This is a genomic window from Microbacterium sp. W1-4-2 (assembly GCF_058349885.2).
In genome coordinates this window covers 61,594-86,452 of sequence record NZ_JBYRJC020000003.1, presented here as the reverse complement: position 1 = coordinate 86,452, position 24,859 = coordinate 61,594, and the positions used below count along the sequence as shown (strand labels likewise).

At 72.5% G+C, this 24,859-nt stretch carries 18 protein-coding genes; 14 read left to right on the top strand and 4 right to left on the bottom strand.

Features of this window, described 5'->3' with window-relative positions; genetic code table 11:
• Positions 1 to 23 precede the first annotated feature (23 nt).
• Genes AC3RX0_RS13000 through AC3RX0_RS12990 form a run of 3 tightly spaced genes read right to left on the bottom strand, consistent with a single transcriptional unit; the run spans position 24 to position 3,728 of the window.
• Positions 24 to 1,676, bottom strand: a complete 1,653-nt coding sequence (locus AC3RX0_RS13000) for a DNA repair helicase XPB (RefSeq protein WP_491506421.1) — start codon at positions 1,674 to 1,676, stop codon at positions 24 to 26.
• A gap of 36 nt (positions 1,677 to 1,712) precedes the next feature.
• Positions 1,713 to 3,452, bottom strand: a complete 1,740-nt coding sequence (locus AC3RX0_RS12995) for a helicase-associated domain-containing protein (protein ID WP_491506420.1) — start codon at positions 3,450 to 3,452, stop codon at positions 1,713 to 1,715.
• Positions 3,453 to 3,728, bottom strand: a complete 276-nt coding sequence (locus tag AC3RX0_RS12990; protein WP_491506419.1) for a multidrug ABC transporter ATPase — start codon at positions 3,726 to 3,728, stop codon at positions 3,453 to 3,455. It lies immediately after the preceding gene.
• A 117-nt stretch (positions 3,729 to 3,845) separates the two neighbouring features.
• On the opposite strand from AC3RX0_RS12990, the gene AC3RX0_RS12985 reads away from it, so the two are divergent.
• Positions 3,846 to 4,226 carry a cold-shock protein gene (locus tag AC3RX0_RS12985; RefSeq protein ID WP_491506418.1) on the top strand — a complete coding sequence of 127 codons (381 nt, stop codon included), beginning with the start codon at positions 3,846 to 3,848 and terminating at the stop codon, positions 4,224 to 4,226.
• On the top strand, positions 4,210 to 4,890 hold the full coding sequence (locus tag AC3RX0_RS12980) for a DUF3027 domain-containing protein (protein WP_491506417.1): 681 nt from the start codon (positions 4,210 to 4,212) through the stop codon (positions 4,888 to 4,890). The genes AC3RX0_RS12985 and AC3RX0_RS12980 overlap by 17 nt, the downstream gene beginning before the upstream one ends.
• Before the next feature lie 6 nt (positions 4,891 to 4,896).
• On the opposite strand, the gene serC is transcribed toward AC3RX0_RS12980, so the two are convergent.
• Positions 4,897 to 6,015 carry a phosphoserine transaminase gene (gene serC, locus AC3RX0_RS12975; RefSeq protein ID WP_491506416.1) on the bottom strand — a complete coding sequence of 373 codons (1,119 nt, stop codon included), beginning with the start codon at positions 6,013 to 6,015 and terminating at the stop codon, positions 4,897 to 4,899.
• Between the two features lie 151 nt (positions 6,016 to 6,166).
• Here serC and AC3RX0_RS12970 point away from each other — a divergent pair, with 151 nt between their 5' ends.
• The 12 genes from AC3RX0_RS12970 to AC3RX0_RS12915 all read left to right on the top strand — a co-directional run bounded on the left by AC3RX0_RS12970 (position 6,167) and on the right by AC3RX0_RS12915 (position 24,686).
• On the top strand, positions 6,167 to 6,868 hold the full coding sequence (locus AC3RX0_RS12970) for an iron-dependent transcriptional repressor DtxR (protein WP_491506415.1): 702 nt from the start codon (positions 6,167 to 6,169) through the stop codon (positions 6,866 to 6,868).
• A 219-nt stretch (positions 6,869 to 7,087) separates the two neighbouring features.
• A complete protein-coding gene (locus AC3RX0_RS12965; protein ID WP_491506414.1) occupies positions 7,088 to 7,960 on the top strand; it encodes a M23 family metallopeptidase in 873 nt (290 codons plus the stop codon).
• A 345-nt stretch (positions 7,961 to 8,305) separates the two neighbouring features.
• Positions 8,306 to 8,803 (top strand): HNH endonuclease, encoded by a 498-nt coding sequence (locus AC3RX0_RS12960; protein WP_491506413.1) that lies wholly within the window; start codon positions 8,306 to 8,308, stop codon positions 8,801 to 8,803.
• Positions 8,804 to 8,931: 128 nt separating this feature from the next.
• Positions 8,932 to 12,006 (top strand): 3-phosphoshikimate 1-carboxyvinyltransferase, encoded by a 3,075-nt coding sequence (gene aroA / locus AC3RX0_RS12955; protein WP_491506412.1) that lies wholly within the window; start codon positions 8,932 to 8,934, stop codon positions 12,004 to 12,006.
• Positions 11,951 to 13,147 (top strand): acyl-CoA dehydrogenase family protein, encoded by a 1,197-nt coding sequence (locus AC3RX0_RS12950; protein WP_491506411.1) that lies wholly within the window; start codon positions 11,951 to 11,953, stop codon positions 13,145 to 13,147. Before aroA ends, AC3RX0_RS12950 begins: the two co-directional genes overlap by 56 nt.
• A complete protein-coding gene (locus AC3RX0_RS12945; RefSeq protein WP_491506410.1) occupies positions 13,144 to 13,998 on the top strand; it encodes an SDR family oxidoreductase in 855 nt (284 codons plus the stop codon). Before AC3RX0_RS12950 ends, AC3RX0_RS12945 begins: the two co-directional genes overlap by 4 nt.
• A gap of 6 nt (positions 13,999 to 14,004) precedes the next feature.
• Complete coding sequence (locus tag AC3RX0_RS12940) at positions 14,005 to 16,110, top strand: oxidoreductase (protein WP_491506409.1); 2,106 nt, start codon at positions 14,005 to 14,007, stop codon at positions 16,108 to 16,110.
• Complete coding sequence (locus AC3RX0_RS12935) at positions 16,076 to 16,642, top strand: hypothetical protein (protein ID WP_498166002.1); 567 nt, start codon at positions 16,076 to 16,078, stop codon at positions 16,640 to 16,642. The genes AC3RX0_RS12940 and AC3RX0_RS12935 overlap by 35 nt, the downstream gene beginning before the upstream one ends.
• Positions 16,639 to 18,807, top strand: coding sequence for a bifunctional polysaccharide deacetylase/glycosyltransferase family 2 protein (locus AC3RX0_RS12930; RefSeq protein WP_491506407.1), 2,169 nt, complete (start codon positions 16,639 to 16,641; stop codon positions 18,805 to 18,807). The genes AC3RX0_RS12935 and AC3RX0_RS12930 overlap by 4 nt, the downstream gene beginning before the upstream one ends.
• A gap of 172 nt (positions 18,808 to 18,979) precedes the next feature.
• The gene (gene imuA', locus AC3RX0_RS12925) at positions 18,980 to 19,714 is read left to right on the top strand and encodes a DnaE2-dependent mutagenesis accessory factor ImuA' (RefSeq protein ID WP_491506860.1); all 735 of its coding nucleotides are present in this window, start codon (positions 18,980 to 18,982) and stop codon (positions 19,712 to 19,714) included.
• Position 19,715: 1 nt separating this feature from the next.
• Complete coding sequence (locus AC3RX0_RS12920) at positions 19,716 to 21,257, top strand: DNA polymerase Y family protein (protein WP_491506406.1); 1,542 nt, start codon at positions 19,716 to 19,718, stop codon at positions 21,255 to 21,257.
• Between the two features lie 24 nt (positions 21,258 to 21,281).
• Positions 21,282 to 24,686 carry an error-prone DNA polymerase gene (locus tag AC3RX0_RS12915; protein WP_491506405.1) on the top strand — a complete coding sequence of 1,135 codons (3,405 nt, stop codon included), beginning with the start codon at positions 21,282 to 21,284 and terminating at the stop codon, positions 24,684 to 24,686.
• The last annotated feature ends 173 nt before the right edge of the window (positions 24,687 to 24,859 follow it).

The following is a 24,859-nucleotide window of genomic DNA, read 5'->3' as shown; positions in this document are numbered from 1 at the left end:
GGCTCTGCAACGACCTGTCGGCGTCAGGCCGCGGCGAGCTGGTCGGCGTCGAGGATCGTGTAGGCGTAGCCCTGCTCGGCCAGGAACCGCTGCCGGTTCTGCGCGAAGTCCTGATCGACGGTGTCGCGGGCGATGAGCGTGTAGAAGCTCGCGGTGTGCCCCGACTGCTTCGGGCGCAGCAGGCGGCCGAGGCGCTGCGCCTCCTCCTGCCGCGAGCCGAACGACCCCGACACCTGGATGGCGACGGATGCCTCGGGCAGGTCGATCGAGAAGTTCGCCACCTTCGAGACCACCAGCAGTTCGATCTCGCCCTCGCGGAACGCCTGGTACAGCCGCTCGCGCTCGTCCACCGGGGTCGCGCCGGTGATCTTCGGGGCGTTCAGGGCGTCGGCGAGGATGTCGATCTGGTCGAGGTACTGCCCGATCACGAGGATCCGCTCGCCGGCGTGCCGGGCCACGAGGTCCTTGACCACCCCGATCTTGGCCGGGGCCGTGGCCGCCAGCCGGTACCGGTCGTCGTCGGCGGATGCCGCGTACTCCAGCCGGTCGCCCTCGGGCAGGTCGACGCGCACCTCGTAGCAGACGGCGGGCGAGATGAAGCCCTGCGACTCGATCTCCTTCCACGGCGCATCGAAGCGCTTCGGGCCGATGAGGCTGAACACGTCGCCCTCGCGGCCGTCCTCGCGCACGAGCGTCGCCGTCAGGCCCAGCCGTCGTCGGGCCTGCAGGTCGGCGGTGAGCTTGAACACGGGCGCCGGCAGCAGGTGCACCTCGTCGTACACGATCAGGCCCCAGTCCAGGGCGTCCAGCAGGGCCAGATGGGCGTACTGGCCCTTCCGCTTCGCGGTGAGGATCTGGTAGGTCGCGATCGTGACGGGCTTGATCTCCTTGATCTGCCCGGAATACTCGCCGATCTCGTCCTCGGTCAGCGTGGTGCGCCGCAGCAGTTCGTCGCGCCACTGCCGGGCGCTGACCGTGTTGGTGACCAGGATCAGGGTCGTGGTCTTGGTCTCGGCCATCGCGCCGGCCCCCACGAGCGTCTTGCCCGCACCGCAGGGAAGCACCACGACGCCCGAGCCGCCGTCGGTGAACTTGTCCACCGCGGTGTGCTGGTACGGCCGCAGATGCCAGTCGCCCTCCACCAGGTCGATCGGGTGCGGCGTACCAGGCGTGTACCCGGCGAGGTCTTCGGCGGGCCAGCCGATCTTCAGCAGCTCCTGCTTGATCGCTCCGCGCGCCCACGCATCCACGACGTACGTGTCGGCGGAGGGGTGTCCGATCAGCAGCGGCTGGATCCGCTTGTTCTTGGACACCTCGGTCAGGACCGCGGCATCCGTCGACCGCAGCACCAGGGCGCTCGCGCCGTCGACGTCGTCGCGCTCGATCACCAGCCGCCCGTAGCGGTTCACCGTCTCGCGCATGTCGAGCGACACCGACGGCGGAACGGGGAACTTCGACCAGCGCTCGAGCGTGGCAAGCATGTCGTCGGCCTCGTGCCCGGCGGCGCGGGCGTTCCACAGCCCCAGGCGCGTGATGCGGTAGGTGTGGATGTGCTCGGGAGCGCGCTCGAGCTCGGCGAAGATCGCCAGCTCGTGGCGCGCGGTCTCGGCATCCGGGTGCGCGACCTCGAGCAGCACGGTGCGGTCGCTCTGGACGATGAGGGGGCCGTCAGACATAACGGACAATTCTACCGGAGCACGCTCTGCGCAGGCTCAGCGCGGGCGGACGCTGACGATGCTCGCCACCGGGACGGTGCGCTCGATGTCGGCCGCGCGGTCGCGTCCGCGCAGGCGGCCGCCGCCCAGGCCCGTCGCCTCCATCGTGAACTCGCGCTCGCTGCCGTCGGGCATCTGCACCGTCACCACGACGTCGGCATGGGCGCGCACAGCCTGGTCGAGCTCACGGGTGAGCCAGGCCGCGTCCGCGTCGGCGGCGCTGTGCGCGAGTAGCGTCTCGGCCAACGGAAGCAGTGCTGTCGCCGGATCGGTGCGGGCCGCCAGCTCCACGGGGGCGCGGCGGCGCTGCACCGGCTCGGGACGGCCACGCACATCGACGGCGAGCACCGGATAGCGGGCGTCGGCGAGCGTCCAGAACACGGCGTCGCGCGAGACCCGCGAGGTGAGGGCGTCGCCGGCTTCGACCAGGCCGATCGAACGCAGCGCCTGGTCGACGGCGATCGTGCGCAGCAGCCGGGCGTCGGCGCTGGTCACACGCGTGCGACCGGTCTCGGCGTCCTGGCCCACACGCACCAGGCCGTGCCGCGCGGCGGTCTGCTCGATGAGATACGCGAGCGGCTGTGGGATGCCGGTCAGCGACAGCTCGGAGAGGAACGCGTGCAGGGACGCGGCATCCTCGCCGCCGGCGACGGCCGCGGCGAGCGACGCCGCGGTGAATCGATAGGTGGATGCCTGGGCCGCCGTCTCGCGGATCGCCATCGTGCGCAACCGCAGGTCGAGCTCCGAGCGCAGCGGGCCGGGCGCAATCGCGGTCAGATCGGCCTGCAGGTAGATGCGGTCGATCTCTGCGGGCAGCAGCGCCGTCAGCGCGGCGAGATCGGGCGCGGCCCCCGCTCGCAGCGGAGCCGTCCAGGACGGTTCCGCGCCGTCGTCGCCCGCCGCGTACAGTCCCCACCGCACCGCACAGGCGCGGATGCCCTCGGCGCGGACCGGCCACTGCGGGGCGAGCGGGATCGCACCGAGCCATTGCGACGGCGCCAGGTAGCCGCCCTCGGGCGTGCGCAGCGCCGGGGGCAGGGCGTCCCGCCACCCGGTTGCCACCGCAGACCAGCGGCGGGGGAGCGCGGCGGGCAGCCAGTCCTCGGCCTGCATGGTGGTGCGCCATTCGCGGTCGAGGAGGGTCAGCAGGCGTGCCTCGACGGCCAGACGCAGCAGGTCGTCGAGCTCCGCGCCGTCGGCGACGATGTGCGCCTCGATCAGCCGCCGCCGGTCGATCGCGGTCACCGCGCCGGTGCCGGTGACCGCGAGCGGCTGGTCGGCGACCCCGGCGACGAGGTCGGTGAGGGTCCGAACGGCCGCCGCCGCGCGCTCGGCCGTGGCCACCGACAGGGCCTCGTCGGCGGCCGGCGGGACGTCGGAGGAGGCGGGCTCGTCGGGCGCGACCGCGAGCAGCGCGCGCAGGCGCGCCGTCACGGCGCCGAACACCTGGCCGTCCGCGCGCACGAGACCGAGCGCGGCGGCCGCGGCGCGCTGCGCGGGCTCGACGGGAGCGTCCACGGCGGTCGCGGCATCCAGCGCCGACACGGCGGCGCGGGCAAGGCCCGCCAGCGCCCGATCGATCGAGGCGGGATCGAGCAGCGCCTCGGCCGCATCGAAGCAGTCGCGCCACGGCGCCGACGCCGGCACCCCGCGCGCGTGCAGCAGCCGCGCGAGCTCGAGCGGGTCCAGCCCCGCCAGCTGCGTGGCCAGCGCCCGTGCGTCGGAGGTGTCGATCACTCAGCGCGCTCGGTCGTGGGCCCGGTTCGCCCGCCCCCGACGCACGAAGCTCAGGATGAGCACCGCGAGGATGCAGCCGAACCCGAGGATCGGCGCAGCGGCCGTGACCCAGAACAGCACACGCCACAGGGGCGCTGCCTGGTCGGCGTGGACGGCCGTGCCGATGATGATCGTGAAGAAGCAGACGACCGCGAGGACCAGCAGCCCCAGCGCGGTGAATGCCAGGATGCGGTCGATTCGGCGGACCGGAACGTCGGCAGGTGTGGGCGCGCTCATCCATTTCAGCCTACCCGCCGCGCGCGGGTGCCGTACGCTGGAACCAGGGGTCGAGACGGCCCCTCGCTCCACTCCCGCTCCGTGCGATGCGCACTCCCCGTTCCAGCGAGGTCACTCATGCCCACCGGCAAGGTCAGGTTCTACGACGAAGAGAAGGGCTTCGGCTTCATCTCCGCCGACGACGGCCAGGACGTCTTCCTGCACGCCACCGCGCTGCCCGCCGGTGCCGTCGTGAAGGCGGGCAGTCGCGTCGAGTTCGGCCTGGCCGACGGCAAGCGCGGACCGCAGGCACTGTCGGTGCGGGTGCTCGAGGCGCCGGTGAGCCTGTCGAAGCGGTCGCGCAAGCCCGCCGACGACATGGCGATCATCATCGAAGACCTCGTGAAGCTGCTCGACGGCATCGGCGGCGACCTGCGCCACGGCCGGTACCCGAGCGGCGGACAGTCCAAGAAGATCGCGGCGCTGCTGCGCCGGGTGGCCGATGATTTCGACGCCTGACGAGCGGCTGCTGGCCGCACACGATCTCGCCCTGGCGGCATTGCACGAGGTGACCCGGTCCGAGACGATCGGCGACGCCGCCGGCTACACGGTGGAGGACGACGGAGTGGTGTCGCTGCGGTTCGCGAACCGCATGCTCGGCTACCCGGGCTGGTTCTGGACGGTGAGCCTCGCGGTGGTCGAAGGGGCCGAGCCGACCGTGCTCGAAGTCGAGCTGCTGCCCGGCGACGATGCGCTGCTCGCGCCCGAATGGGTGCCGTGGGCGGAGCGCCTGGCGGACTTCCAGGCGCAGCAGGCCGCAGCCGACGCGGCAGCGCGGGACGAGGCATCCACTGACGACGCGGACGAGGATGCCGCAGCCGGCGACGCCGCAGACCGGGCGTCGGAGGCCGGCGACGGCGCGGGCGACCTCGATGATGATGACGATGATGACGCCGACGATCTGGACGAGGACGGCGACGACCTCGACGACAGCGGCTTCGACCCCGACGCCGACGATCTGGGCGACGACGAGTTCGACGATCTTGACGACGAAGACCTCGACGACTTGGATGAGTCCGACTTCGACGAGGACGCGTCGCCCATCCTGCACGCGGGCGACCTCGACGGGGTCGACATCGACGAGCTCGACGACTCGGCGGACTTCGACGACGACGCGCAGTGACGCGGGCTACTGCGCCAGCTGCTCGACCGTGTAGTCGATGCAGCGGATGAGCTGGCGCACGTCGTCGGGCTCGATCGCGACGAACGTGGCGATGCGCAGCTGATTGCGCCCGAGCTTGCGGTACGGCTCGGTGTCGACGATGCCGTTGGCGCGCAGGCTCTTGGCGACGGCGGCCGCGTCGACGGACTCGTCGAAGTCGATCGTCACCACCACGGGGGAGCGGTCGGCGGGATCCGCGGCGAACGGGGTCGCGAACGAGGATGCCGCGGCCCACGTGTACAGGGCGTCCGAGGACTCACGGGTGCGGGCGCCGGCCCAAGCGAGCCCGCCGTTCGCGTTGATCCAGCGCACCTGCTCGTCGATCAGCAGCAGCGTGGCCAGTGCGGGCGTGTTCAGCGTCTGGTTGAGCCGGGAGTTGTCGACCGCGGTCTTCAGGTCCAGGAACGCCGGGATGTAGCGGTCGGAGGCCGCGATGCGCTCGATGCGTTCGATCGCGGCGGGCGAGACGGCGGCGAACCACAGCCCGCCGTCGGCGGCGAAGTTCTTCTGCGGAGCGAAGTAGTAGACGTCGGCGTTCGCGACGTCGACGTCGATGCCGCCGGCGGCGCTGGTCGCATCGATCACCGTCAGCGCGCCGGCGTCGCCGTGCACGCGCTCGACGGGGGCGGCGACGCCGGTCGAGGTCTCGTTGTGCGGCCACGCGTACACGTCGACGCCCTCGACGGCCTCGGCGACCGTGCGGGTGCCCGGCTCGGCGGTGCGCACGTCGGGCGCCTGCAGCCATGGGGCGGCCGCGGACTTGGCGAACTTGCCGCCGAACTCGCCGAACACGAGGTTCTGCGCACGGTTCTCGATGAGCCCGAACGCCGCGGCGTCCCAGAACGCGGTCGAGCCGCCGTTGGCGAGGATGATCTCGTACCCGTCGGGCAGCCGGAACAGCTCGGCCAGTCCCTCGCGGACGCCGCCGACGAGGTTCTTCACAGGTGCCTGGCGGTGCGAGGTCCCGAGGATCGCGGCCCCCGGTCCCGCCAGCGCCTGCACCTGCTCGGGCCGGACCTTCGACGGTCCGCATCCGAAGCGACCGTCGGCGGGCAGGAGGTCAGCGGGGAGTGCGACGTGGGCCATGCACAGATTCTAGGGCGGCGCGCCGCGCGCGCCCGTCGCGGTCCGTAACGTGACGCCGCTCACTCGGGCGACGCCGGCGGTGGGCGTGTCGTGGGCGCGGGATAGGCTGGACCCACGCGGTATTCGGCGCCGCGCCATACGGAGCACAGTGATGACCGACCTGATCGACACCACCGAGATGTACCTGCGCACGATCCTCGAGCTCGAAGAGGAGAACATCGTGCCGCTGCGTGCGCGCATCTCGGAGCGCCTCGGGCACTCGGGTCCCACCGTGTCGCAGACCGTGGGACGCATGGAGCGCGACGGTCTCGTGGTCGTCTCGGACGACCGTCGCCTGGAGCTGACCGACGCCGGCCGGCACAAGGCCGTGGACGTCATGCGCAAGCACCGCCTCGCCGAGAGGCTGCTGTCGGATGTCATCGGGCTGGAATGGGCCTACGTGCACGAAGAGGCCTGCCGCTGGGAGCACGTGATGAGCGAGCAGGTCGAGCGCCGCCTCGTCGAGCTGCTCGGGCACCCCACCGAGTCGCCCTACGGCAACCCGATCCCGGGGCTGGCTCTGCTGGGCGGCACCGACTCGATGGACTTCGAGCAGGGCGTCATCGGCCTGGTCCGCCGGCTCGACGCCGAGGGCGGCCCCGTCCGGGGGACGATCCGTCGTCTCGCCGAGCCCGCCCAGGTCGACCCCGAACTGCTGCAGCAGCTGCTCGACGCCGGCGTCGTACCCGGCGCGACGGGCGGCTACCGCTACAGCGAAGGGTATGTGCTCGTCGAGATGGACGGCGCCGAGGGCGGCCTGGAGCTGCCGGTCGAAGTCGCCTCGCACATCTTCCTGGTCGACGACCGGTCGTGATCATCAGCGGCTTGCCAGCCGGAGAGCGTGACTTATCCGTTACCTTCGGGTAGCCTCGAACAGTCCGTTGGCGAGAAGCCCGCCGCCGGATGCCGCAAGGATCGCCTCCCCGGCTCGTCGTTCTTGCGGTCAAGCGAGCACGCGTGTCCCGACGCCCGTGCCACGATTCCGACGAGCCCGTTGCCGGATGAGCCCGGGAGCGGAGGCCGGAGGACCAGTTTGGCTGAAGAGATCGACTCGACCGCGATGGAGCCCGCCGAGCCCGCGGTCGGCCCTGCCCGCACCCGCCGCGCGCTGCGTTCCACGCACAGCACCCCGCACCCCGCACCCCGTCCCGCGCCCGCACCGCGCAAGGGCAAGAAGCGATCGCCGCTGCGCAGTCTCGCGGTGGTCGGCATGATCACCGCGCTGGTGGGCACGGTCGCCATTCCCGCCTTCGCCGCCGCGAACTCCGCGCCGGGGGCGCGCACGATCCAGCAGATGGCCGCTGACGACGCCCAGTCCCTGGTCGTCGGGTCGTCGCAGAAGAGCGCCACGCTCTCCCGTGACAGCTACTCGGCCACCACCTCCGGTGAGATCGCGAAGAAGCAGGCCGAGGCCGCTGCCGCAGCGCGGGCCCGCCAGGCCGCCCGTGTGGCATCGGTGTCTCGGTCGACCTCCAGCGTCGACCTGAACATGACCGGCCCGGGCACAGGGGCGATCCGCTGGCCGCTTGCGACGATCACCCGCATCGGCGACGGCTTCCGCAGCCGCGGCGGCGAGCACATGGGCGTCGACCTGCTCGCGCCCGGCGGCACGCCGATCTTCGCGTCCACCGCCGGGACCGTCACGGTCTCGAGCGAGGGCTACTACGGTTATGGCGTCGCGGTCGTGATCGACACCGTCATCGACGGCAAGAAGGTCGAGACGCTGTACGGGCACATGCGCTACGGCAGTCGTCAGGTGTCCACCGGACAGCACGTCGAGGCCGGCCAGATGATCGGGCGGGTCGGCAGCACCGGCCGCTCCACCGCGAACCACCTGCATTTCGAGGTGGGCATCAACGGCACGCGCATCGACCCGCTCGCCTGGCTGCGCGCCAACGCCGGCTGAGGCGTCCATCCGTCACGAACGCCCCGGGTTGCGGCATCCTTCCGCGACCCGGGGCGTTCGACACGCCGCCGCCGCGCGGATCCCAGCCCCTGGAGAGCGCGCTACCCTGTTCCCGGACGTATGAATCACGCGAAAGGGACGACGATGGGCGACACGCCACGCATCCGCACCATGGATGCCCTCGGCCTGCTCGTGCTTCGTCATCATGAGTTCGGATGCCGCACCTCGCGTGCGGCGCTCGAGCGCCGTCGTTAGGACGGCGCTTTTTTCATCCCCGCAGCGGGACTCCTGCGTCTTCGGTCGATCGTCCGGGAAGCCGTCTCGGACCGTTCGTGAGGATGGCAGATGCGCACACTGGTGCTGAACGCAGGGTACGAGCCGCTCGCCGTGGTGTCGTTCCGCCGGGCCCTGGTCCTGGTGATGAACGACAAGGCGACGGTGATCGAGCACGTCGAAGGGGATCCCGTCTTCGGGATCCGTGAGACGTACGACAGACCGGCGGTGATCATCCTCACGCGCTATGTGCGGCTGCCCGGTGCGCGGCACGTGCCGGTCACCCGGCGCGGCGTGCTGCGACGCGACAGCTTCCGCTGTGCGTACTGCGGCGGCTCGGCCGGCACGATCGACCACGTCATGCCCCGCTCGCGCGGTGGGAAGGACACGTGGGAGAACCTGGTCGCGTGCTGCCAGCGCTGCAACAACAGCAAGGGCGACCGTACACCGCAGGAGATGAGCTGGACGCTGCGGTTCGCTCCGCACCCGCCGCACGGCGGCCACTGGACGGTGCGGGGCACCGAGCGGGCCGACCCGCGCTGGGAGCCGTACCTCGCACTCGCCGCCTGACCTATGCGTCGGCACAGTCTGGCCTGTGATCACCCCACGATCGGCCGTGGCGGGAGTATGGTCGCACGTGGCGACCGACGTGGACTGTCGAGACTGACCGTTCACTTCCGGAACGGGAGGTTGTGACGATGCACTTGTCAGTGGCGGGAAGCGCGGCGCGGGTGCACGGCACCGTCCGCGTGCCGAACTCGAAGTACCACGCGCACCGGGCCCTGATCCTCGCCTCGCTCGCACCGGGGACCAGTCGCATCACCGGGCTCAGCGACGCCCGGCATGTGCAGTACACGGTCGGGCTGCTGCGTTCGCTCGGCATCGGGATCGAGATGGACGGCGACACGTTCGTCGTCCACGGCGGGCCTTACCGCCCGCGCCGCGAACGGCAGAGCGTGGGCAGCTCGGGCACGACGCTGTACTTCATGGTGGGACTGGCCGCTCTCGCCGACCGCGACATCGTGATCACGGGCCAGAAGTACTTCGAGCACCGGCCGATCGGGCCGCTGCTGCGTGCGCTGAACGAGCTGGGGGTGGATGCCTCGTCCCCGACCGACTGTCCGCCGATCCGGGTGCGTCACGGCCGTCCGGCCGGCGGCACGGTGCACATCGCCGGGACCCTGTCGCAGTGGATCTCGTCCCTGCTGCTGATCGCCCCGTTCGCCACCGGGCACACCACGGTCATCGTCGACGGGGCGTTCAACGAGCGCAGCTACGTCGACCTGACCGTCCGGATGATGGCGCAGTTCGGGCTGCACGTCGCCGTCTCGGAGCGTGGGCGCCGCTACGACATCGAGCCGGGCCAGATCGCCCGCCCGGCGGATCTGCAGCTGCCGCCCGACATCGGGTCGGCGGCGTTCGGGCTGGCCGTGGCGGGGCTTCGGCCCGCCGACGTGCTGCTGACCGGGCTGACCAGCGTCGACCCCGCCGAGATCGACCACCCCGAGGCCGACTTCCTCGCCATCGCGCACCGCATGGGCCTTCCCCTCGTCGTCGACGCCGAGACCGGAGGCGTGCGCATCCAGCACGACGGCGTCCGCCTGCGCGCCACCGACGTCGACTGCCGCACCGTGCCCGACATGCTGCCGGTGCTGGCGGCCATGGCGTCCGTCGCCGAGGGTGAGAGCGTCTTCCACAACGTCGAGCACGTGCGGCTGAAGGAGTCCGATCGCGTCACCTCGATGCTGCAGCTGAACGAGATGGGCGGCGATCTCGAGTTCGACGGCACCGACCTGCACATCCGCGGCGTGCGCCGACTGCACGGCGCGCACCTGTCGTCGTTCAACGACCACCGGGTGCTGATGTCGCTGGCGGTGGCCGCCGCGGCCGCGTCGGGCCGTTCGACGCTGACGTTCCCCAACGCGTACCGCATCTCGTACCCGCAGTTCCTCGACGCGATGACCGACCTGCACATCGACATGCAGGTCGAGAAGGGGCCGGCCCGCCCCACCGCGCGCCGGCTTCCGCCGGCCGGCACCGCGGACGAGGCCGGCCGGGTCACCGGTGCGCAGTGGATCCGCCGCTGGGCGACGGAGCGCCCGCACGGGCTCGCGCTCGTGGACGCCGCCAGCGACCGCACCACGCCGCTGACCTGGTCCGAGCTCGACCGCGAGGTCGACAAGGCCGCAGCTCTCCTGCTGCAGTTCGGGGTTCAGCCGGGCGACCGCGTGGCGGTGCAGCTGCCCAACTGCGCCGGGTTCGTGGTGATCGCCGCCGCGGCGGCCCGCATCGGCGCGGTGATCTGCCCGATCATGCCGATCTTCCGCCAGCGCGAGGTCGCCTTCGCGCTGAAGCGGTCGCAGGCGAAGCTCGTGATCGTCGCCGACAACTACCGGGGTCGACAGCACGATCGCGAGCTCGCCGACATCCTCTCCGGCCCCGAGGCGGCCGAGCTCGCGGTGCGCAACGTTCTGGTCATGCACCTGACGCCGGGCGTCGCGCACGTCGTGCCGTCGTGCGAGAACCCCGACGTCGAGTGGTTCGCGTGGCACCGCGCCTCGGCGTGGGCGCGCGTGGACCGTGCGGCCCTCGACGCCCGGGCGCCGGCGCCCGAGGACCCGGCCCAGCTGCTGTTCACGTCGGGCACGTCCGGTGAGCCCAAGGGCGTCATCCACACGCACCGGAGCCTGAGCCGCGCCGCATGGATGGAGATCGAGCAGCTGCCGTTGAACTCGACCGACGCCGTGTTCGTGCCGTCACCGCTCGCGCACCAGACCGGGTTCCTCTACGGCATGTGGCTGTCGTGGGTGCTGGGCGTCCCCGAGATCGTGCAGCGCACGTGGAACGGCAAGCGCGCCCTCGAGGTGCTCGACGAGTGGGAGGGCACGTTCGTGCAGGCCGCGACCCCGTTCCTCACCGACCTCGTGCGCGAGGTCGAGGCCGGCGCCGCGCCGCCGCGGGCCCTGCGCATCTTCGTCGCCACGGGCGCCGCGGTGCCGCGGGCGCTCGCCGAGCACGCCACGCGGGTGCTCGGCACGACGGTGTGCGGCGCGTTCGGCACCACCGAGACCGGGCTCGCGGCCCTGTCGAGCCCGGCCGATCCCGAGGCCAAGGCCTGGGGCACCGACGGCAAGGCGCTGCACGACGTGCGACTGCGGATCGTGGACGACACGGGGCACCCGGTCGCGCCCGGCGTGGAAGGGGACTTCGAGCTCACCGGCCCCACGGTGTTCGACGGCTACCTCGACCGCCCGGACCTGACCGCCGAGGCCTTCACCGCCGACGGCTGGTACCGCACCGGGGATCTGGCCACGATCGACGACGACGGCTACCTGCGCATCACCGGCCGCGTGCGCGACGTGATCAACCGCGGCGGCGAGAAGGTGCCGGTCTCGGAGATCGAGCAGCTGCTGTACCGCCACGAGGCCATCGAGGATGTCGCGATCGTCGCGATGCCCGATCCGCGCCTGGGGGAGCGCGCATGCGCGTTCGCGGTGCTGGCCCCGGGTGCGAGCCTCAGCTTCCGCCAGCTGCAGCGCTACCTCGACGACTGCCGCGTGTCGAAGAGCTACTGGCCCGAGCGGCTCGAGGTCATCGACAGCCTGCCGCGCAACGCCGTCGGCAAGGTGCAGAAGTTCCTGCTGCGGGAACGGGCGGCGACGCTCAAGCCGCAGCGTCTGGCCGCACTGACCGACACCGACAAGGAGGGCCCCATCGATGACCAGCAGCCCGGTCACGCTCGACGGACGTGGAAGCCGAATCGAAGCGCATGAGTACGAATCCCTGCTCGCAGACGTCACCCGCTGGGTGCGCGGACCGGGCGAGGAATGGGCCCAGGCGATCGAGCGGACCGGGACGGTGCCGCCCGAGCTGTTCGCCGAACTGAAGCAGCGCGGCTACCTGAGCATGGCGGCGCCGCGCGAGCTCGGCGGACGGGGACTGGCGTTCAGCCAGTGGATGGGGCTGATGGAGGTCTTCTCGCGGTCGCATGCGTCGATCCGGATGCTGGTGCATGTGCTGAACGGCACCTGGCGGGCGATCAACCCGTACGTCTCGCCCGAGCAGCGCGATCGGTTCGTCCGGCCGATGATCGCCGGCGACACGCTGGTCGCCTTCACCCTCACCGAGCCCGGCAACGGCACCGGCGCCGACCTCACGTGCACGGTGCGCCGCGAGGGCGACGTGTATCTGCTGAACGGGCGCAAGCACCTGATCACGTTCGGCGTGCGATGCGACTACTGGCTGCTGTTCGCACGGCTGGAGGGCACGACCGGCAAAGACGGCGTGGTCGGCCTGCTCGTCGACCGGCACGCGCCGGGCGCGGACGTCGAGGACACCTCGAACACGATGGGCGTCCACGGCACCGACCACGCCACGCTCACATTCACCGACACCCCCGTCCCGGTCGCGCAGCGGCTGGGGGAGGAGGGTGACGGGCTGAAGATCGCCCTGGGCGGGTTCCTCACCCCGAGCCGCATCTCGGTGGCGATGAGCTGCGTGGGGCTGGCCGAGCGCGCGCAGGAGCTCGCCGTGGACTACGCGACCACGCGCGTCACGTTCGGAAAGCCCATCGCCTCGCGGCAGGCGATCGCGTTCATGATCGCCGAGAACGAGGCCGACATCCAGGCGGCCAAGCAGCTCGCGCTGCACGCGGCCCGGGAGTGGGAACGGGACGCGCCCGACGCGCCGGCGCTGTCGTCGATGGCGAAGATGATCGCCGTCGACATGCTCACGCGCGTCACCGACAAGGCCCTGCAGGTGCACGGCGGCGTCGGGTACTGGAAGACCTCGGCCATCGAGCGCGTGTACCGCGACGCCCGCGCACAGCGGTTCGAAGAGGGTACGAACGAGATCCAGAAGACGGTCGTTGCCCGCGAAGTGCTCGCGGCGGCGAGAGAGAGGATCAGCCTGTGACTGCGGCATCCACCCCCTCAGCGGACCCGGACCAGGCGGAGTACGCCGGAAGGATCGCCCTGATCACCGGCTCGTCTCGCGGCATCGGCCGCACCCTCGCGCTGGGGCTGGCCGCCAAGGGCGCCCGCGTCGTCGTGAACTACCGCACGAACGCCGACCTCGCCGACCAGGTGGTCGCCGAGGCCCGCCGGCGCGGCGGTGACGGCATCGCGGTGCGCGCCGACATGGAGAGCCCCGAGGACATCGTGCGGCTGTTCGACGCGGTCGCGGACGAATACGGCCGGCTCGACTTCTTCGTGAACAACGCCGCCGCGGCCGCCTTCAAGCGCGTCACCGACCTGAAGACGCACCACCTCGACCGCTCGTACGCGATGAACCTGCGCCCGTTCGTGCTCGGCGCGCAGGAGGCGGTGAAGCTCATGGACGACGGCGGACGGATCGTCGCCGTGTCGAGCTACGGCAGCATGCGCGCCTTCGCCACCTATGCGGCGCTGGGTTCGTACAAGGCCGCGGTGGAGTCGTTCGTCCGCTTCATGGCGGTGGAGTTCGCCGCGTACGGCATCACGGTCAACGGGGTCAACGGCGGGCTCATCGACTCGGATTCGCTGGAGTACTTCTACTCGATGCCGGGAATGGCGCCGATGCAGAAGGTGATCGACGCGATCCCGCTCGGCCGTCCCGGCACGGTGGAGGACATGGCCAACGCCATCGACTTCCTGCTCTCGGAGCGCGCGGGCTACATCACCGGGCACACGATCGTCGTCGATGGCGGCATGACGGTCGCCGCCCCGCCGTACTGGCGCGACACGACCGACCCGCTGGGGCTGACGCCGCGACCCACTCGCGGGTAGGCGTCCGTGGCCGGCACGCTGTATCCGACGCTGCAGACCCCGGTGCGGGTGGGCACGCTCACGCTGCCGCACCGGATGCTGATGGGCTCGATGCACCTGAACCGCGAGACCGGGGACCCGGCCGCGCTCGCCGCCTTCTACGCCGAGCGGGCCCGCGGCGGCGCCGCCCTGATCGTCACCGGCGGCGCCGCGGTCAGCCGGGTCGGCGCGGGGGGTGCGGGCTACCCCCTCCTCGACGAGCCCGGGCACGCGGATGCCTGGCGCGTCGTGGTGGATGCCGTGCACGCGGCCGGCGGGCGGATCGCGCTGCAGCTGTTCCATGCCGGCAGGTATGCGTTCGCGTCGTCGTTCGGGCTCACCCCGGTGGCGCCGTCCGCGGTGCACAGCAGGTTCTCGGATGCGACTCCCGTCGGACTGGACGACGACGGCATCGCCGCCACGATCGCCGACTTCGCCGCTGCGGCGCGCGTCGCGGTCGAGGTCGGGTTCGACGGCGTCGAGGTGATGGCCTCCGAGGGATATCTGCTCAATCAGTTCGCCTCGCCGGTTACCAACCGCCGCGACGACGCGTGGGGCGGCGATGCCGCACGGCGCCGGGCCTTCCCGGTCGCGGTCGTGCGTGCGGTGCGCCGGGCCGTGGCGGATGCGCCCGTGCTCGTTCGCGTCTCGGGCGCGGACCTCGTCGACGGCTCGTCGACCCCCGACGAGGCGGACGCGCTGGCGATCGCCGTCGTCGAGGCGGGCGCGGACGCGATCGACGTCGGCATCGGCTGGCACGAGGCCCGCGTTCCGACGGTGCAGTCGATGGTGCCGCACGCAGCCTTCGCGTCGGTGCCCGCCCGCATCCGGGCGGCGCTGGCCGCCGCAGGGGCCGCTGTGCCGGTCATCGCGTCGAACCGGATCAACACCCTCGCGCAGGCCGAGCGGCTGCTGGCCGGGGGCGCCGCCGACCTGGTCTCGATGGCGCGGCCGTTCCTGGCCGACCCGCACATCGTGGCGGTCTCGTTCGCCGGCCGCGCCGCCGACGTGAATCCGTGCATCGGCTGCGACGAGGCCTGCATCGACCGCTCGTTCGGCCTCGAACCCGTCTCGTGCACGGTCAACCCGCGCGCCGGCCGCGAGCTCGAGTTCCCGCTCGTGCCGGAGCATCCGTCCGGGCCACCGCCGCACATCGCCGTCGTGGGTGCGGGCCCGGCCGGGATGGAGGCGGCGCGGGCGGCCGCGTTCGCAGGCGCCCGGGTCACCCTGTTCGAGGCGGCGGGAGCCATCGGCGGTCAGTTCCTGCTGGCCGGAGCGGTGCCGGGAAAGCGCGACTTCGCCGAGACCGCACGGTCGTTCGCCCGGGCGCTGGCCCGGCTCGGGGTCGAGGTGCGCACGGGCTGCACGGCCGGTGCGGATGATCTCGCCGGGTTCGACCACGTGATCGTCGCCACCGGGGTCGTGCCGCGCCGGGTGGAGCTGCCGGGCATCGACGGACCGAACGTGATCGACTACGCGCAGGCCTTCGCGCAGGCGCAGCGGCTGGGCCCGCGGGTCGCCGTGATCGGGGCGGGCGGCATCGCCGTCGACCTGGCGCACCTGCTCGTGGAGGGATCCGCGGTGCCGGCGACGACGGAGGATGCCGCGGACGACGCGGACCGGGAGCGCTTCCTCATCGAGCACGGGCTGCGAGAAGGCGTGCTCGCCCCACCGGCCCGGCGGGTCACGGTCATGCGCCGCAGCGGCGCGATCGGCGCGGGGATGGGGGTGACGACCCGATGGGCGGCCGTGCAGGCGATCCGCCGCCGCGGTGTGCGCACGCTCACCGGCGTCGCCTATCGGGTCGTGGAACCCGGTGGCGTGCGCATCGAGGTGGACGGCACGCCCGAGCTGATCGAGGCTGACATCGTGGTCGTCGCGGCCGGCCAGACGCCCCGGGACGGGCTGGCGACGCAGCTCGCGGCGCGGGGCATCGCGCACACCGTCGTCGGCGGGGCGCGCAACACCGTGGGACTGAACGCCGTCGCCGCCTTCGAAGAGGGCCTGCGGGCCGGCGACGCCGCCGCCCGCGCCGCGCGGAGGCTCCCAGGAGTCGTCGATGGACCCGCCGGTAGACTCGACGCCCGGAGATGACATGACCGAGCCGATGACCGAGACACTGCCCACCCGCCGCAGCATCCGCCAGTCCGCCGCCATCACCGAGGCCGGCGCCCCCGTCTTCCTGGACGCGAGCGGCCACCGCCTGAGCGCGGTGCGCATCGCGGCCGTGGTCGCCGTGATCGCGGCGCTGTCGTACGCGGCGCTGCTGGTGAGCGCGCTGGTCGGCGGTCCGTCGATCGATGCGCCGTTCCTGCCGCAGCCCCCGTCGGCCGCCCAGCCGGTCCCGCCGTCGCCGTCCCCGTCGCAGGCCGCCGGCCGATCCGCCTCTCCGGATTCGACCGCCCCGTCCATCGATCCGGTCGTGCGCACCGCGCCCGACGCCACGCCGGGCCCCCAGCCGTCGACCGGATCGTCGTCGACGCCCACGCCGACCACGTCGACCACGCCGGCACCGGCATCCACACCCTCGCCGCAGCCCACCGTGCCCGCGCAGTCGACCGATCGCGGCAAGAGCACCGCGGCGCCCGGTCAGACCCGCAAGCCGACCCCGCCCACTCACCCGTGAGCTCGGAGCGCATCTCCGAACGCAGCGCGCGCCGGTCGCGGACCGTCGGCCGGCGGGTCCGCGCGCATTGGATCGTGCTGGCCGGGATCATGCTGGTCCTGGCGGCTGCCCTCACGATGCAGGGATACCTGCATCATCAGGGCGGCATCACCGACGACGGCGTGGCCGCGGCAGCCGGGACGGGACAGGTGCCGGGTGCCGTGCGGGGCGGCGGCCCCGTGATCGACGCCCGCACCCCCGCCGACGTGCACACCATCGCGCCGCCGGGGCGCACGATCGCGCTGACGTTCGACGACGGGCCTGACCCGGTATGGACTCCGAAGATCCTCGAGGTGCTGCGCCGGCACGGCGTGCACGCCACGTTCTTCGTCGTCGGCAACGAAGTGCTGGAGCACCCCGAGATCGCCCGTGCCATCGTCGCCGACGGCAACGAGATCGGCATCCACACCCTCACGCACACCGACCTCGGGCAGGCGCCGGGCTGGCAGCGCACGGTGGAGCTGCAGGGCGCGCAGCAGGCGGTGATCGCCGCCACCGGGCAGACGGCCTCGCTGCTGCGCCCGCCCTACAGCTCCTCGAATCAGTCGGTCAGCCCCGCCTCGTGGGACGCGATCGCGTCGGCGGCGGCCGACGGCTACCTGACCGTGCTCTCGAGCCTGGACAGTGAGGACTGGCGGCGGCCCGGGGTGGCCGCGATCGAGTCGAACCTGAAGCCGCACGACGGGACCGGAGCTGTCGTGCTGATGCACGACGGCGGCGGCGACCGCGCCGAGACGGTCGCGGCGCTGGATGTGATGCTGACGCGCTGGGCCGACGAGGGGTACCGCGTGACGACGATCGGCGATGCGATCGGGGTAGCTCACACGATGCGGCCGGCGGCCGCCGTCGACCGCGTGTCGGCGGGCGCGCTGATGTGGGCGGTGCGGGTGAGCGACGTCCTGGTCGGCGTGCTCAGCTGGGCGCTGCTGATCAGCGGCCTCGTGACGCTCGTGCGGGTGTTCCTGGTGATGACCACGGCCGTGCATCACGCCCGCGCCTCCCGGCGTGCGCGTGAGGCGCGCAGGCGGGCGCCCCGCGCGGGCACGCGCGAGCCGGTCACCGTGATCATCCCCGCCTACAACGAGTCGGCCGGGATCGAGGCGGCCGTGCGCTCGATCGCCGCCTCGACGCATCCGGTCGAGATCATCGTGGTCGACGACGGGTCCACCGACGACACTGCGGCCCGCGCTGCGGCGCTCGGCCTGCCGCAGGTGCAGGTGATCCGCCAGGCCAACGCCGGCAAACCCGCCGCGCTGAACACCGGGCTGCGCGCGGCCTCGCACGAGCTGATCGTGATGGTCGACGGCGACACCGTGTTCGAGCCCGAGACGATCGAGCGGCTCATCCGTCCCTTCGACGACCCCGCTGTGGGGGCGGTGTCGGGCAACACGAAGGTCGCCAACCGCCGGGGCGTCCTCGGCGGCTGGCAGCACATCGAGTACGTCGTCGGGTTCAACCTCGACCGGCGCATGTTCGACGTGGCCCAGTGCATGCCGACGGTGCCGGGCGCGATCGGCGGGTTCCGCCGTACAGCGCTGGTGCAGGTGGGCGGTGTGAGCGACGACACCCTCGCCGAAGACACCGACCTGACGATGGCGCTGGCCCGGGCGGACTGGCGCGTCGTCTACCAGGACGACGCGCTGGCGTGGACCGAAGCGCCGCAGACGTTGGGCGCCCTCTGGCGGCAGCGGTACCGGTGGTGCTACGGCACCCTGCAGGCGATGTGGAAGCACCGCGGTGCGGTGGTGCAGCGCGGCCGCGCCGGCAAGCTCGGACGCCGTGGCCTCGGGTACCTGCTGGTGCTGCAGGTGCTGCTGCCGCTGTTCGCCCCGGTGGTGGACCTGTTCGCCGTGTACGGGCTGATCTTCCTCGACCCGGTGCGGATCGGCCTGCTGTGGCTCGGCTTCCTCGCCCTGCAGATGGTGATGGCCGCGTACGCCCTGGCGCTGGACCGCGAGTCGATGCGCGCGCTGTGGGCGCTGCCGCTGCAGCAGTTCGTGTACCGACAGCTGATGTACCTGGTCGTGATCCAGTCGGTGTTCACCGCGATCGCGGGGACCCGCCTGCGGTGGCACCGCATGGAGCGCTACGGCAGCCTGCGCGTGCCCACCGCGCGCGACGTCTGATCGCGCGTCGGGCTGTGCGCCCGGACGGCCCACTCGATCCATGCGATGAGTCGCGACTGTCGAACATAGCGAATGGATAGTGCCCTTTCGGATGTCGGAGGGGGCGTCTATCGTCGTTCTCGCGATTGATCATCTAGAACATGCGTTCTAGTATGTAGAAGTGAGGGCGATCATGGGGGCGCAGCAGGTCGAGGTGGCGACGGAGGTCTCGCGCCTGCGCGCTCGGCTCGAGCAGGCGCAGGGCCGCCGGCTCGATGCGCCGGTGCTGCCGGTGCTGCCCGCCTTGTCCGCGCTGCTCCCCGGAGGCGGCCTGCGCACCGGCGCCGCCTATGTGCTCGACTCGTCGATGTCGCTGCTGCTGGCGCTGCTGGCCGCACCCACGCAGGCGGGCTCGTGGTGCGGGGTGGTGGGCATGCCCGAACTGGGTGCCGAGGCGGCCGAGCAGCTGGGCGTGGACCTCACCCGGCTCGTGCTGGTGCCCGAGCCGGGCCCGCGCTGGCTGGCCGTGACCGCGACCCTCGCCGACGTCCTGCCCGTGGTCGCGGTGCGGCCCACCGGGCGCACCGTCCCCGCCGAGGCGTCGCGGCTGGCGGCGCGGCTGCGCGACCGGAGCGGGATCCTGCTCGTGCAGGGGGAGTGGCCGCAGGCAGAGGCGGCGCTCGCCGTCGACGCCCCCGAATGGACGGGCGTCGGCGACGGGCACGGCCACCTGCGCACCCGCGCGGTGACCGTGAGCGTGCGCAGCCGGCGCCGGCCCGCACCGCGGCGGGCGAGGATGCTGCTGCCCGACGGGTTCGGCGCGGCACGGCCGGGCGATGCCGGCGGGTGGCGCACCGAGATCGGCACCGGCGAGGTCGCGGGCGGGCCGTGGCGCGGCGAGGGCGAGCGGATGCGGGCGGTGGGCTGAGATGGACGGCCCCGTCCGCAGCCTGGTGCTGTGGTTCCCCGACTGGCCGGTCACGGCGCTGCTGCGCGACGGCGTGGCCGAGTCCGGGCCGATCGCGGTCGTGCACGACAACGCGGTGGTGGCGTGCTCGGCCGCCGCCCGCGCCGACGGCGTGCGCCGCGGCCAGCGCCGCCGCGACGCGCAATCCCACTCGCCGCGCCTCGAGGTGATCGGTGCGGACGCCGCCCGCGACCAGCGGGTGTTCTCGCCCGTGGTCGCGCGCGTCGAGCAGTTCGCCCCGGGGGTGCAGATCATCCGGCCGGGGCTGTGCGCGCTGCGCGTGCGGGGCCCGGCGCGGTACTACGGGGGCGAGGCGGCCGCCGCGTGCGAGATCCTCGACATCCTCGCCGAGCACGAGGAGCTGCCGGGCGTGCGCGCGGGGGTCGCGGACGGCCCGTTCACCGCCGAGCAGGCGGCCCGGGCCACTCGCGACGACGATCCGGTGCGGGTGGTCGAGGCGGGCGCGGCGGCGGCGTTCCTGGCCGGGCTCCCGGTCACGGTGCTCGACGACCCCGCCCTCGTGCATCTGCTCTCCCGGCTCGGGGTGCACACGCTCGGGGCGTTCGCCGCGCTCGAGGCCACTCGCGTGCGCGACCGGTTCGGCCCCCGGGGGCTGCGCCTGCACGATCTGGCGGCCGGCGCCGACTCGCAGCCCGTGCTCCCGCGCACGCCACCGCCCGAGCTCGACCGCCAGGTCGCGTTCGAACCCGCCCTGGACCGGGCCGAGCAGGTCGCGTTCGGCATGCGGATCGCCGCCGACGAGTTCATCGCGGGCCTGGGCGCGGTCGACCTGGTGTGCACCGAGCTGCGGGTCGAGCTCTCGGGCGACCGCGGCGAGCGCAGCGAGCGGGTCTGGCTGCACCCCGGCGCGTTCGACGCCGCGGCGGTCGTCGACCGGGTGCGCTGGCAGCTGGCCGAGGACGCGCAGAACCGGGTGCTGCGCAGCGGGGTCGCGCTGGTGCGGATCGCACCCGAGGCGGTGGACGCGGCATCCCACCACCAGCCGGCGATCTTCGGACAGGGGCCCGACGACCGAGTGCACCATGCGCTCTCGCGCGTGCAGGCGATGCTCGGCCACCGCGGGGTGCTGACCCCGCAGATCGGCGGCGGACGATGGCTCGCCGAACGCGAGGTGCTCGTGCCGTGGGGCGACCGGGCCGTGGCCCCCCAGCCGCGCGACCGGCCGTGGCCCGGCAGCCTGCCCGCCCCGGCGCCGGCGACGGTGTTCCGCCCGCCGCGCACGGTCGACGTCGAGGCCTTCGCGGGCATCGCCGTCGACGTCGACGAGCGCGGAGAGCTCACCGCCGCCCCCGCGATGCTCACCGAGAGCGGGCGGCGCCGCGCGATCGTGTCGTGGGCGGGCCCGTGGACCGTGGACGAGCGCGGGTGGGACGCCGTGCGGGCCCGGCGCGCGCACCGGTTCCAGGTCGTCGATGCCGAGCAGGGGGCATGGCTGCTCGTGTGCGAGGACGGCAGATGGATGGCCGAGGCGCGCTATGACTGAGTCTGCGGTGGCGGAGGTGCGCTGATGGGCTTCGACAATCCGTCGGTCCCGTGGTCCGAGCTCGAGCGCGTGCTCAGCGACCGGCGCCGGCCGCGGCCGGTCCCCGCCGACGCCGACGGCGGCGACAGCCCCGCCTGGTCGCACAAGCGAGGTCCGTACGTGCCGCCGCCGATCGAGCGCCCGGCCGATGCGGTGCCGTACGCCGAGCTGCACGCGCATTCGTCGTTCTCGTTCCTCGACGGGGCGTCCTCGCCCGAAGAGCTCGTCGAAGAGGCCGAGCGGCTCGGCCTGCACGCGCTGGCGATCACCGACCACGACGGGTTCTACGGCATCGTGCGCTTCGCCGAGGCCGCGCAGGACCGTCAGGTGAAGACCGTGTACGGCGCAGAGCTGTCGCTCGAGCTGCCGAAGCCGCAGAAGGGCGAGGCCGACCCTGTCGGCGCCCACCTGCTCGTGCTGGCGCGCGGGCAGGAGGGCTACCACCGGCTGGCGTCGGCGATCACGCACGGGCAGCTGCGCGGCGGCGAGAAGGGCCGCCCGGTCTACGACCTCGAGGAGCTCGCCGCGCAGGCGGACGGACACTGGGCGATCCTCACCGGCTGTCGCAAGGGCGCCGTGCGCCGTGCCCTCGCCGACGGAGGACTCACCGGCGGCGCGCAGGCCGCGGCATCCGAACTCGACCGCCTCGTGGCGCTGTTCGGAAGGGACGCCGTCAGCGTCGAGCTGATCGACAACGGCGAGCCGTTGGATGCCGCGACCAACGACCTGCTCGCAGCCCTTGCCGCCGACCGCGGTCTGCCGCTGATCGCCACGGGCAACGTGCACTACGCCGACCCGCAGCGGCGGCACCTGGCCGCGGCGGTCGCCGCCGTGCGGGCGAATCGCAGTCTTGACGAGCTCGACGGGTGGCTGCCTGCCCACGGCGCCGCCCATCTGCGCTCGGGCGCCGAGATGCAGCGACGGTTCGCGCGCTACCCGGGAGCGGTGGCGCGCACCGTGGCCCTGGCCGACGAGCTGGCCTTCCCGCTGCGCTCGGCCAAACCCGCGCTGCCCAAGCTCGCCGTGCCGGAGGGGCGCACGCCCATGTCGCATCTGCGGCAGCTGGTGTGGGACGCGGTGCCGCGCCGGTACCCGCACCTGCGTGAGAAGGATCGGGAGCGCATCGCGCACGAGCTCGACGTCATCGAGCAGAAGGACTTCCCCGGGTACTTCCTGATCGTGCACGGCATCGTGCATGAGGCGCGACGCCGCGGCATCCTGTGCCAGGGGCGGGGATCGGCCGCCAGCAGCGCCGTGTGCTACCTGCTCGACATCACGGCCGTCGACGCGATCCGCTACAACCTGCCGTTCGAGCGGTTCCTGTCGAGCATGCGCGAAGAGGAGCCCGATATCGACGTCGACTTCGACTCCGACCGGCGCGAAGAGATCATCCAGTGGGTGTACGACAAGTACGGCCGCGAGCGGGCCGCGCAGGTGTGCAACGTCATCCAGTACCGGCCGAAGAACGCGATCCGCGACATGGCCCGGGCGCTGGGTGCCTCGCCCGGCCAGCAGGACGCCTGGTCGAAGCAGGTGGAGCGCTGGGGGGCGTCGCTGTCGACCGCCGAGGGGCACGACATCCCCGACCAGGTCATCGCGTACGCCGAAGAGCTGCTGAAGGCGCCGCGTCACCTGGGGATCCACTCCGGGGGCATGGTGCTGACCGAGCGGCCCGTCGGCGAGGTGGTGCCGATCGAGCACGCGCGCATGCAGGACCGCACGATCATCCAGTGGGACAAGGACGACGCGAGCTGGATGGGCCTGGTCAAGTTCGACCTGCTGGGCCTGGGCATGCTCGCCGCCCTGCAGTACACGTTCGATCTGGTGCGCGCGTCGACAGGGGAGGCGTGGGAGCTGGCGACGATCCCGAAAGAAGAGGCGGCCGTCTACGACATGCTGTGCCGGGCCGACTCGATCGGGGTGTTCCAGGTCGAGTCGCGCGCACAGATGGGGCTGCTGCCCCGGTTGCAGCCGCGGGAGTTCTACGACCTGGTGATCGAGATCGCACTGATCCGGCCCGGCCCGATCCAGGGCGGAGCGGTGCACCCGTACGTGCGCCGCAAGCTCGGGCGCGAGAAGGTGACCTACGCCCACCCCAAGCTCGAGCCGGTGCTCGAGCGGACCCTCGGCATCCCGGTGTTCCAGGAGCAGCTCATGCAGATGGGCATGGCGGTGGGCGGGCTCACCGGCGAGGACGCCGACCTGCTGCGCCGCGCGATGGGCTCCAAGCGCGGCGTGGAGCGGATCGAGTCGCTCAAGCAGAAGCTGTACGCGGGCATGGCCGGCAACGGGTTGGTGGGGGATGCCGCGGACGCGATCTATGCGAAGATCCAGGCGTTCGCGAACTTCGGGTTCGCCGAGTCGCATTCGCTGTCGTTCGCGCTGCTGGTCTATGCCAGCTCGTGGCTGAAGCTGCACTATCCGGCTGCGTTCCTGGCCGGGCTGCTGCGCGCCCAGCCCATGGGGTTCTATTCGCCGGCGACGCTGGTCGCCGACGCCCGGCGGCACGGGGTCGAGGTGCGCCGCCCCGACCTGCATCTGTCGGGGGTGCACGCGGTCATGGAGGTCGTGAGCGAACCCGGTCCCACCGGCCGGGACGCGTGCCTCGAGCCCGAGCAGCCACCGGTCGGGCCGTTCGATCGGGACGCGCCGGACGAATCCGCCGCACATCGCCGCGACGGGATGTTCGAGGTGCGGCTGGGCCTGGCCGCGGTCAAGGGGATCGGACAGGAGCTGGCCGAGAAGATCGTCGCCGAACGCGACGTGCACGGGCGCTACCGCGACATGCGCGACCTCGTACGGCGGGTGGGGATGAACACGGCGCAGCTCGAGGCGCTGGCCACCGCCGGGGCGTTCGACTGCCTGGGGCTGCGCCGCCGCGAGGCGATCTGGCTGGCCGGCTCCGCCGCGCAGGACCGCGCCGAGTTCCTGCCCGACTCGATGGTGTCGGTGCAGCCGCCGCTGTTCGGCGACCCGTCGAGCTACGAGCGGCTCGCAGCAGACCTGTGGGCGACCGGCATCTCGACCGACGACCACCCGATGACGCACTTCCGCTCTCAGCTGGATGCGCGCGGCGTGCTGACCTCGAACGGGCTGCGGCAGCACGAACCCGGGCGTCGCATCGAGGTCGCAGGACTCGTGACGCACCGGCAGCGGCCGGCCACGGCATCCGGTGTCACGTTCTTGAACCTTGAAGACGAATTCGGTCTCGTCAACATCGTGTGCTCGGTGGGAGCCTGGCAGCGCTACCGGCGCGTGGTGCGCGATTCGCCCGCGCTGATCGTGCGCGGCACCGTGGAGCGCTCGGTCGAAGGGGTCACGAACCTCGTGGCCGACGCGTTCGAGGACCTGCGCGTAGGCGTGACGCACCGCTCCCGCGACTTCCAGTAGCCGCTCGCGGTCGGGCACTGTGCGCCCGGGGCCGCGCGCTCGCCGTGTCTTGTCGGTGTTCGCTGTCTCGTTCGGCGTTCGCGCCTGCGTTTCGCGGTGGCGAGCGCGGACTCGGGTGGCCCGCCTGTCGCCGGACGCGAAGAGGGGGTCCCGGCCGTCGGCCGAAACCCCCT